The following is a 10204-nucleotide window of genomic DNA, read 5'->3' on the forward strand; positions in this document are numbered from 1 at the left end:
CGGAGTCCTAGTTCTTACTCCCTGAGCGGCAAGCCCAGTCTGTCGTTGAGCTTCCGCCGGGCGGATGCACCCCCACGGGAGGAGGGCTCCACCGCCGGCGGGACCGGCCTCGGGCTCGCGATCGCCGAGCGCATCGGCTCCCGAGCCGGCGCGCGCCTGACCCTGCGCTCGCCCGCCCTCGGCCGGAACGAGCGGTTCGGAGCCGTGGCGGACCTGGCGCCGCAGACCGGAAGACTCCCGCTTACGGGATGACCGGGGCCAGCGGATCGGGTCGCTCGTCGCGTGGCCGAGTTGGAGGGCCGGACGCGGCGTCCCGCCGGGACCCGAGTCGACCTCGCGGCCTGAGCGCGCCGACCAGCCGGCGGCCGGCGCGGCCACCCTCCTGATCCGCCCTGCGACCGGGCCTGCACCCGGTCCCTGGCAACGGCGTAGCCGCCCGCCGGCATGACTTCGCGCCGTGCGCGGCCCGGGGCGAAGACAGCCGCAGAAGGGCCGGGCGCCCCGCACCCCCGAGGCGTCCTCCGAGGGACCGCAGGCCTTGATCCTCGAAGAGGCGGACGAGGGCCGCAGCGGGCCTGTCCGGCGGGCGGAACAATCCCATCCGTGGCGGATTGAGCCTCCAGGTGGATGTCCCGGGACGGGGTGATGCCGTGACGATGGCTGCTGACGGGAGCGCGCCCGGTGCGGCGCGTGCGCTATGGGCGAGCACGCTCGCCTTCACCGTCTGCTTCGCCGTCTGGACCATCTTCTCGATCATCGGGCTTGGCCTGAAGGCCGAGTTGGGCCTCACCGAGACCCAGTTCGGGCTTCTGGTCGGCACCCCTGTGCTGACCGGCTCGCTGATCCGCCTCGTGCTCGGGATCTGGTCGGACCAGATCGGCGGGCGGCGGGTCTTCGCCGTCGTGATGGCGCTCGCCGCGATCGCCACCTTCCTGGTCTCCCGTGCGGAGACCTATCCGCAGCTGCTCGCGGCCGCGCTCGGGGTGGGCCTGGCCGGCGGCGCCTTCGCAGTCGGCGTCTCCTACGTCTCCAGGTTCTATCCACGGGAACGGCAGGGTGCGGCGCTCGGCGTCTTCGGCGCCGGGAACGTCGGCGCGGCGGTCACCAAGTTCCTGGCCCCCTTCGTCATGGTGGCGTTCGGGTGGGAAGCCGTGGCGCAGATCTGGGCGGGCGTGCTGCTGCTGACCGCGGTCCTCTTCTTCGTGTCGACCAAGGAGGACCCCGACCTTGCCCGCCGCCGGTCGGCGGGCGTCAAGCCGGAGCCGTTCCTCGCGCAGCTGAAGCCGCTGGCCAACATCCAGGTCTGGCGCTTCGCGCTCTACTACTTCTTCGTCTTCGGGGCTTTCGTGGCGCTGGCGCTGTGGCTGCCGCGCTACCTGGTCGGCGTCTACGGCCTCGACGTGAAGGCGGCGGGCATGCTGGCGGCCTTCTACTCGGTGCCGGCCAGCCTGTTCCGCATCTACGGCGGGCGGCTCTCCGATCGCTACGGCGCGCGAAAGGTCCTCTACTGGACCTTCGGCGTGTCGGCGCTCTGCACCTTTATGCTGTCCTATCCGCCGACCGACTATGTGATCCATGGCGTCGAGGGGCCGATCGCCTTCTCCACGTCCATGGGCCTGGTCCCCTTCGTCGTCACCATCTTTGTCCTGGGGTTCTTCATGAGCCTCGGCAAGGCCGCGGTCTTCAAGCACATCCCGGTCTACTATCCGCAGCATGTGGGCGCCGTGGGCGGCGTCGTCGGCATGGTGGGCGGGCTGGGCGGTTTCGTGCTGCCGCTGGTGTTCGGGGTTCTGAACGACCTCACGGGCGTGTGGACGAGCTGCTTCTTCCTGCTCTTTCTGCTCGTGGGCACGGCGCTTGCCTGGATGCACATCGCGGTGCGGCGAATGGAGGTCAGGTCCGGCGCGGCCCCCGCGAGCCTGCCGGAACTGCCGGAGATGGAGCCCATTCACGACCCGGCCCACGTCGGCCCGGGGCCGCAGCCGGTCGCGGCCGAAGGCGTCGCGCCCCTCCGGCGGCCCCCCATCACCGAGTGGCGGCCCGAGGATCCGGCGTTCTGGCGCGCGGCGGGGCGCCCCGTGGCCCGCCGCAACCTCTGGATCTCCACCTACTGCCTGCTGCTCGCCTTCGCCGTCTGGATGGTGTGGAGCGTGGTGGTCGCGCGCCTGCCCGCCGTGGGCTTCCGCTTCACGCCCGACCAGCTGTTCTGGCTGGCGGCCCTGCCGGGCCTTTCCGGCGCGACGCTCAGGATCTTCTACGCCTTCCTCGTGCCGATCTTCGGCGGGCGGCTGTGGACCACCCTGTCCACCGCGTCCCTGCTGGTTCCGGCCTTCGGCATCGGCTACGCCGTCCAGGACCCGGGCACGCCCTACCTCATCTTCGTGGTCCTGGCCCTGCTGTGCGGCCTCGGCGGCGGCAACTTCGCCTCGTCCATGGCCAACATCAGCTTCTTCTTCCCCAAGGCGGAGAAGGGCTCGGCTCTCGCCCTGAACGCCGGCCTGGGCAACCTGGGCGTCAGCATCATGCAGTTCGTGGTGCCGATCGCCGTCACGCTGGCCCTCTTCGGGGCGCTCGGCGGCGAGGGGCAGACCACCGGCGCCGGGGAGCGCGTCTGGATGCAGAACGCGGGCTTCCTGTGGGTCCCCTTCATCATGGCCGGAAGCGTGCTGGCCTGGTTCGGCATGGACGACCTCGCCAGCGCCCGGGCCTCCTTCGCCGAACAGGCGACCATCTTCCAGCGGCTGCACACCTGGCTGATGTGCTGGCTCTACACCGGCACCTTCGGCTCCTTCATCGGCTTCTCGGCCGGATTCCCGCTGCTGGCCAAGCTCGCCTTCCCCGAGGTGGACTCCCTCCGCTACGTGTTCCTCGGGCCCCTGGTGGGCGCGGCGTCGCGGGCCGGCACCGGCTGGCTCGCCGACCGCTACGGCGGCGGGCGGATCACCCTCGTCGTCTTCCTGGGCATGATCGCCGCGGTCGCGGGGATGATCTGGTTCCTCCATGCCGGCTCGTTTTGGGGCTTCTTCGGCATGGTCATGCTGCTCTTCTTCTTCAGCGGCGTCGGCAACGCCTCCACCTTCCAGATGATCCCGGCGATCTGGCGCGAAACGGTCGGGCGTACGACCGCGCCGGGCGTCGCCGACCGCGAGGCCGCCGCGGTGATCGGCTTCACCTCCGCGATCGCCGCCTTCGGCGCCTTTTTCATCCCCAAGGCCTACGGGGCTTCGATCGCCGGCACCGGGGCGGCCGACGCGGCCCTCTGGGGCTTCCTCGGCTTCTACGTGACCTGCGCCGTGCTGACCTTCGCCGTCTACATCCGCCCGGGCGGCCTGCTGCATGACGTGGAGCGCCGCCGACCGCCAGTTCCCCCCATGACCGTCCCAGCCCCGGAAGGAAGCCGATGAGCCATCTCCTGGACCGCCTGACCTATTTCCAGCGGGAGAAGGAATCCTTCTCCGACGGCCATGGGATGACCACCCGCGAGGATCGCAGCTGGGAGGACGCCTACCGGAAACGCTGGGCGGCGGACAAGATCGTGCGCTCGACCCATGGGGTGAACTGCACCGGCTCCTGCTCGTGGAAGATCTATGTGAAGGGCGGCATCGTCGCCTGGGAGACCCAGCAGACCGACTATCCGCGCACGCGGCCCGACCTGCCCAACCACGAGCCCCGCGGATGCCCGCGCGGGGCCAGCTACAGCTGGTACCTCTATTCCGGCGCGCGGCTGAAGTACCCGCTGGTCCGCGGCCGTCTGCTGCGGCACTGGCGCGAGGCGCGCCAGACCCTGAGCCCGGTGGCCGCCTGGCGCTCGATCGCCGAGGCGCAGGACAAGCGCCACGACTGGGTCAGCCGGCGCGGCCGGGGCGGCTTCGTCCGGGTCGGCTGGGACGAGGCCAACGAGATCATCGCCGCGGCCAACGCCTACACCATCCGCAAGTACGGCCCCGACCGGGTGGCCGGCTTCTCGCCGATCCCCGCCATGTCGATGATCTCGTACGCGGCCGGCAGCCGCTACCTGTCCCTGATCGGGGGCGTGCCGCTCAGCTTCTACGACTGGTACTGCGACCTGCCGCCGTCCTCGCCACAGACCTGGGGCGAGCAGACCGACGTGCCGGAGTCCGCCGACTGGTACAACTCCGGCTTCCTGATCGTCTGGGGCTCCAACATCCCCATGACCCGCTCGCCGGACGCCCACTTCTATACCGAAGTGCGCTACCGCGGCGCGCGCAGCGTCGTGGTCGCGCCGGACTTCAACGAGGCGGCCAAGTTCTCCGACCTCTGGCTGCACCCCAAGCAGGGCACCGACTCCGCCATGGCGCTGGCCATGGGCCACGTGATCCTGCGCGAGTTCCACCTCAACCGGCAGACGCCCTACTTCGACGACTACATCCGCAAGTACTCCGACCTCCCGCTGCTCGTGCGGCTGGTGCAGCGGAACGGCCGCTACGTGGCCGACCGGATGCTGCGGGCCGACGACTTCCCCGACGCCCTCGGCGAGGCGAACAAGCCGGACTGGAAGACGGTGGGCATCGACCAGGCCTCGGGCCAGCCGGTCTGCCCCACGGGCTCGGCCGGCCACCGCTGGGGCGACAAGGGCAAGTGGAACCTGGAGCAGAAGGACGGCCAGGGCCGCGACATCCACCTGCAGCTGACGCTGGCCGAGGCCCATGACGAGATCGTCTCGGTCGACTTCCCCTATTTCGGCGGCGACGCGCCGACCAGCTTCGTGGCCACCGACCACCCCGAGGTCCTGCCCCGCAACGTCCCCGCCCGCCGGCTGGCGCTGAAGGACGGCGAGGGCCTGGCAGCCACCGTGTTCGACCTGTTCTGCGCCAACTACGGTCTCGACCGGGGTTTCGGCGGGGAGAACGTGGCGACGAGCTACGACGACGACGTGCCCTTCACGCCGGCCTGGGCGGAGCGGATCACGGGCACCCCGCGCGAGGCGATCATCTCGGTGGCCCAGCAGTTCGCGGAGAACGCCGAGAAGACCCGCGGCCGCTCGATGGTCATCGTCGGGGCCGGTATCAACCACTGGTACCACATGGACATGACCTACCGCGGCATCATCAACATGCTGGTGCTGTGCGGGTGCGTCGGACAGTCGGGCGGCGGCTGGGCCCACTATGTCGGGCAGGAGAAGCTGCGGCCGGCCACCGGCTGGCTCCCCCTGGCGTTCGCGCTGGACTGGATCCGCCCGGTCCGCCAGCAGAACGCCACCTCGTTCTGGTACGCCCACACCGACCAGTGGCGCTACGACAGCCTGCGGATGACCGACATGCTGTCGCCGACGGCGGAGGAGGGGAGCTGGCCCACGAGCGCCATCGACTGGAACGTCAAGGCGGAACGGATGGGCTGGCTGCCCTCGACGCCGGCCCTGGAGCGGAACACCCTGGACATCGGCCGCCAGCTGCACGAGAGCGGCGAGGACCCCGGCGCCTGGACCGCCGCGGCGCTGAAGAGCGGTGAGCTCAAGATGAGCTGCCACGACCCCGACAACCCGGTGAACTGGCCGCGCAACATCTTCTTCTGGCGCTCCAACGTCCTGGGCGCGAGCGGCAAGGGCCACGAGTACTTCCTGAAGCACCTGGTCGGCTCGCTGCACGGGGTGATCGGCGAGGACCTCGCGGCCACCGGCGGGGCGAAGCCGGAGGAGGTCGCCTGGCGCGAGACCGCGCCGACCGGGAAGATGGACCTGATGGTGAGCATCGACTTCCGGCTCTCCACCACCGCCCTCTACGCCGACATCGTGCTCGCCTCGTCTACCTGGTACGAGAAGCACGACCTCAACACCTCCGACATGCACCCCTTCATCCACCCGCTGACGGCGGCGGTGGACCCCTTGTGGGACTCCAAGACCGACTGGGAGATCTTCCGCGGCATCGCCAAGAAATTCTCCGAGGTGTGCCCCGAGGTTCTGGGCGTCGAGCACGACCTGATGCTGACGCCGATCCAGCACGACACTGCCGAGGAGCTCGCCCAGACCCATGAAGTGAAGGACTGGGGCAAGGGCGAGTGCGAGCCGATCCCCGGCGTCACCATGCCGAAGGTGACACTTGTCGAGCGCGACTATCCCAGCACCTACGCCCGCTTCACGGCCATCGGGCCGCTGCTGGAGGCCAAGGGCAACGGCAGCAAGGGCCTGGTGTGGAACACCGAGGTCGACGTGAAGCACCTGGCGGCGCTGAACGGCACCGTCCCCGACGGCCCGACCGAGGGACGGCCCCGGGTGCTCACCGACATCGACGCCTGCGAGACCATCCTGATGCTGGCGCCGGAGACCAACGGTGACGTAGCCATGCGGGCCTGGGCCGCGCTCAGCGAGTTCACCGGTCGCGAGCACGCCCACCTGGCCGAGGGCAAGCAGGACGAGAAGATCCGCTTCCGCGACGTCGCCGCCCAGCCGCGGAAGATCATCTCCTCCCCCACATGGTCGGGGATCGAGTCCGAGGAGGTCTGCTACAACGCCGGCTGGACCAATGTGCACGAGCTGATCCCCTGGCGGACGCTCAGCGGACGCCAGCAGCTCTACCAGGACCATCCCTGGATGCGGGCGTTCGGCGAGGAGCTCTGCACCTGGCGCCCGCCCATCGACACCCGCTCCTACCAGTCGGTGGTGGGCCAGCTGCCGAACGGCAACGCCGAGATCGTGCTGAACCTGGTCACCCCGCACCAGAAGTGGGGGATCCACTCCACCTACTGCGAGAACCTGATCATGCTGTCGCTGAGCCGCGGCGGCCCGACGGTGTGGATCAGCGAGGTGGACGCCGAGAAGGCCGGGGTCTGCGACAACGACTGGATCGAGGCCTTCAACGTCAACGGCGCGCTCACCGCCCGGGCCATCGTCTCCCAGCGGGTGCCCGAAGGCCTGGCGATCATGTACCACGCCCAGGAAAAGCTGGTCGGGACCATCGGCTCGGAGATCACCGGCCAGCGCGGCGGGATCCACAACTCGGTCACCCGCATCAACATGAAGCCGACCCACATGATCGGCGGCTACGCCCAGCTGGCCTACGGCTTCAACTACTACGGCACGGTGGGGGCCAACCGGGACGAGTTCATCATCGTGCGGAAGATGAGCCAGCTGAACTGGTTCGACAAAGCCGCAGCTCAGTCCGAGCAGGAGGCGAAAGTCTGATGAAGGTCCGCGCGCAAGTCTGCATGGTGCTGAACCTCGACAAGTGCATCGGGTGTCACACCTGCTCGATCACCTGCAAGAACGTTTGGACCAATCGGGAAGGCGTCGAATACGTCTGGTTCAACAACGTCGAGAGCAAGCCGGGCATCGGCTACCCGAAGGACTGGGAGAACCAGAGCCGCTGGAAGGGCGGGTGGGTGCGCAAGGCCAACGGCCGCATCGAGCCGCGCATCGGGGCCAAGTGGCGGATCCTGTCGAAGATCTTCGCCAATCCCGACCTGCCCGAGATCGACGACTTCTACGAGCCCTACACCTTCGAATACGAGTGGCTGGAGAAGGCCCCCGAGCTGCAGGCTCAGCCCACCGCCAAGCCGCGGTCGCTGATCACCGGCGAGGTGATGAAGAAGGTCGAGTGGAGCGGCAACTGGGAGGACGACCTGGGCGGCGAGTTCTCCAAGCGCTCCCAGGACTACAACTTCGAGGGCGTGCAGAAGGAGATCTACGGCCAGTTCGAGAACACCTTCCTAATGTACCTGCCCAGGCTGTGCGAGCACTGCCTGAACCCCTCCTGCCTGGCCGCCTGCCCCTCGGGCGCGATCTACAAGCGGGCCGAGGACGGCATCGTGCTGATCGACCAGGAACGCTGCCGCGGCTGGCGCATGTGCGTCTCGGCCTGTCCCTACAAGAAGGTCTATTACAACTGGTCCTCGGGTAAGTCGGAGAAGTGCATCTTCTGCTTCCCCCGCATCGAGGCGGGGCAGCCCACAGTGTGCTCGGAGACCTGCGTCGGCCGCATCCGCTACCTGGGCGTGATCCTCTATGACGCCGACCGGATCAAGGAAGCCGCCAGCGTCGAGGACCCAAAGGACCTCTATCCGGCCCAGCTCTCGGTCTTCCTGAACCCCAACGACGTGGCGGTGCAGGAGCAGGCGCGCCGTGACGGGGTGCCGGAGACCTGGATCGAGGCGGCCACCCGCTCGCCGATCTGGAAGATGGCGTTCGAATGGAAGGTGGCCTTCCCGCTGCACCCCGAGTACCGGACCCTGCCGATGGTCTGGTACGTGCCGCCGCTGTCGCCGATCCAGTCGGCGGCCGAGGCCGGCAAGATGACCGTCAACGACGGCATGCCGGACGTCCGCTCGCTCCGCATCCCGCTGCGCTACCTGGCCAACCTGCTGACGGCCGGCGCCGAGGAGCCGATCGCCCAGGCGCTGGAGCGCATGCTCGCCATGCGGGCCTACATGCGGGCGAAGACCGTCGAGGGCGTGATCGACGAGGGCATCGCCGGCAAGGTCGGCCTCACGGGCGCGGTGATCGAGGAGATGTACCGCTACATGGGGCTGGCGGCCTACGAGGACCGCTACGTCATCCCGACCACCCACCGGGAGGACGCGGAGGACGCCTACTGGCTGCGCGGCGCCGCCGGCTTCGCCTTCCGGGAAGGGTCCAACGGCACGACCAAGGCCGACCTGTTCGGAAGGCGGCAGCAGACGCCCCGCAAGAAGTACATGGACATCCCCACATGAGCCGGACCCTGAAGGCGCTTTCGCTCCTGCTGTCGTATCCGACCGAGGAGCTGAAGGCGGGCGCCGGCGAGCTGCGGACGGCGATCACCGAGGAGCGGGCGCTGAAGCCCAGGACGCGCTACGCCCTGGATCCGCTGTTCGAGGCGTTCGCCCGTGACGAGCTGATCGACCTGCAGGGCCGCTACGTCGACCTGTTCGACCGCACCCGGTCGCTGTCCCTGCACCTGTTCGAGCACGTGCATGGCGAGAGCCGGGAGCGCGGCCAGGCGATGATCGACCTGCGCGAGACCTATCTCGGCCAGGGCTTCCGCATGACGCCCGAGGAGCTGCCGGACTACCTGCCGGCCTTCCTCGAGTTCGCCTCCCTGCTGCCGCCCCGGGAGGCGCGCGAGATGCTGGCCCAGCCGGCGCACGTCTTCCACGCCCTCTTCGAGCGCCTGGCCAAGCGCGGGACGCCCTACGCCGCGGTGCTGCAGGCGCTGATCGAGCTCTCCGGCGGGCGCGTCGATCCCGAGGCGCTGGAGGACCTGCGCAGACAACCCGACCCGAGCGCCGACGACTTCGTGGCGGTGGACGCCGCCTGGGAGGAAGCGCCGGTGAAATTCGGCCCCGAGACGCCCGAGCCGACCGGCTTCGTGGCCAAGCTCAGGGCGTGGAAACGTCCGGCGGACCGCCCGCCGGCAGGGAGCTGAGGGAGCGTGCGATGCAGGCCTTCATCAATCAACTCGCCTTCGGCTGGTTTCCGTACCTGGCCATCACCGTGCTCATCGTCGGCAGCATCTTCCGCTTCGACAAGGCGCAGTACACCTGGCGCTCGCAGTCCAGCCAGTTCCTGCGCCGGGGCCAGATGATGCTGGGCTCCAACCTCTTCCACATGGGCGTGCTGATCCTGCTGGGCGGCCACTTCGTGGGCCTGCTGACGCCGATCAACGTCTTCGACGCCATCGGCATCGAGCACGGCTTCAAGCAGCGGGCGGCCCTGATCGTCGGCGGCGCGGCGGGGATCATGGCCTGGATCGGCGCCACGCTCCTGCTGCACCGGCGCCTGTTCGACGCCCGCATCCGGCGCAGCTCGCACTGGACGGACATCGCCGTGCTCCTGCTGCTGTGGCTGCAGCTGTCGCTCGGGCTCGCCACCACCTACTGGACCATCCAGCACCTGAACGGCGAGGAGATGCTGCTCTTCATGGGCTGGGCCAACGGCCTGCTGACCTTCAATCCCAACGCCGCCGACCTGATCGTCGACGCGGCGCTGGTCTACAAGCTGCACATCATCCTGGGCCTGACGCTCTTCCTGGTGACGCCATTCAGCCGGCTGGTGCACATCTGGAGCATCCCGCTCTTCTTCCTGATCCGGCCCGGCTACCAGCTGGTCCGCACGCGCGGATCGGTGAAGCAGCCACAGCCGGCCTCGCTGTCCCACGGCGTCGCGGGCTCGGCCCCGAGCTACGGCGGGCCGGTCGTGCAGCGGGCGGCCGTGGAGGAGAACCAATGACCGACGTGCGGTTCGTCCTCACCACCTCGCGCGGCGCCGCGGCCC

Annotated in this window: 5 protein-coding genes; all 5 read left to right on the top strand. The window is 69.1% G+C overall.

Annotation, left to right across the window (positions count from 1 at the left end):
- Positions 1 to 656: 656 nt before the first annotated feature.
- Genes V7Z97_RS12550 through narI form a run of 5 tightly spaced genes read left to right on the top strand, consistent with a single transcriptional unit; the run spans position 657 to position 10159 of the window.
- On the top strand, positions 657 to 3404 hold the full coding sequence (locus V7Z97_RS12550; protein ID WP_334163768.1) for a nitrate/nitrite transporter: 2748 nt from the start codon (positions 657 to 659) through the stop codon (positions 3402 to 3404).
- Positions 3401 to 7138 carry a nitrate reductase subunit alpha gene (locus V7Z97_RS12555; protein ID WP_334163769.1) on the top strand — a complete coding sequence of 1246 codons (3738 nt, stop codon included), beginning with the start codon at positions 3401 to 3403 and terminating at the stop codon, positions 7136 to 7138. Before V7Z97_RS12550 ends, V7Z97_RS12555 begins: the two co-directional genes overlap by 4 nt.
- Complete coding sequence (gene narH / locus V7Z97_RS12560; protein WP_334163770.1) at positions 7138 to 8664, top strand: nitrate reductase subunit beta; 1527 nt, start codon at positions 7138 to 7140, stop codon at positions 8662 to 8664. The genes V7Z97_RS12555 and narH overlap by 1 nt, the downstream gene beginning before the upstream one ends.
- A complete protein-coding gene (gene narJ / locus V7Z97_RS12565) occupies positions 8661 to 9356 on the top strand; it encodes a nitrate reductase molybdenum cofactor assembly chaperone (RefSeq protein WP_334163771.1) in 696 nt (231 codons plus the stop codon). The genes narH and narJ overlap by 4 nt, the downstream gene beginning before the upstream one ends.
- An 11-nt stretch (positions 9357 to 9367) precedes the next feature.
- Positions 9368 to 10159 carry a respiratory nitrate reductase subunit gamma gene (gene narI, locus V7Z97_RS12570; RefSeq protein ID WP_334163772.1) on the top strand — a complete coding sequence of 264 codons (792 nt, stop codon included), beginning with the start codon at positions 9368 to 9370 and terminating at the stop codon, positions 10157 to 10159.
- Positions 10160 to 10204 lie beyond the last annotated feature (45 nt).

Origin of the sequence: Phenylobacterium sp., assembly GCF_036821595.1 — a bacterium.
Lineage (GTDB): Bacteria > Pseudomonadota > Alphaproteobacteria > Caulobacterales > Caulobacteraceae > Phenylobacterium.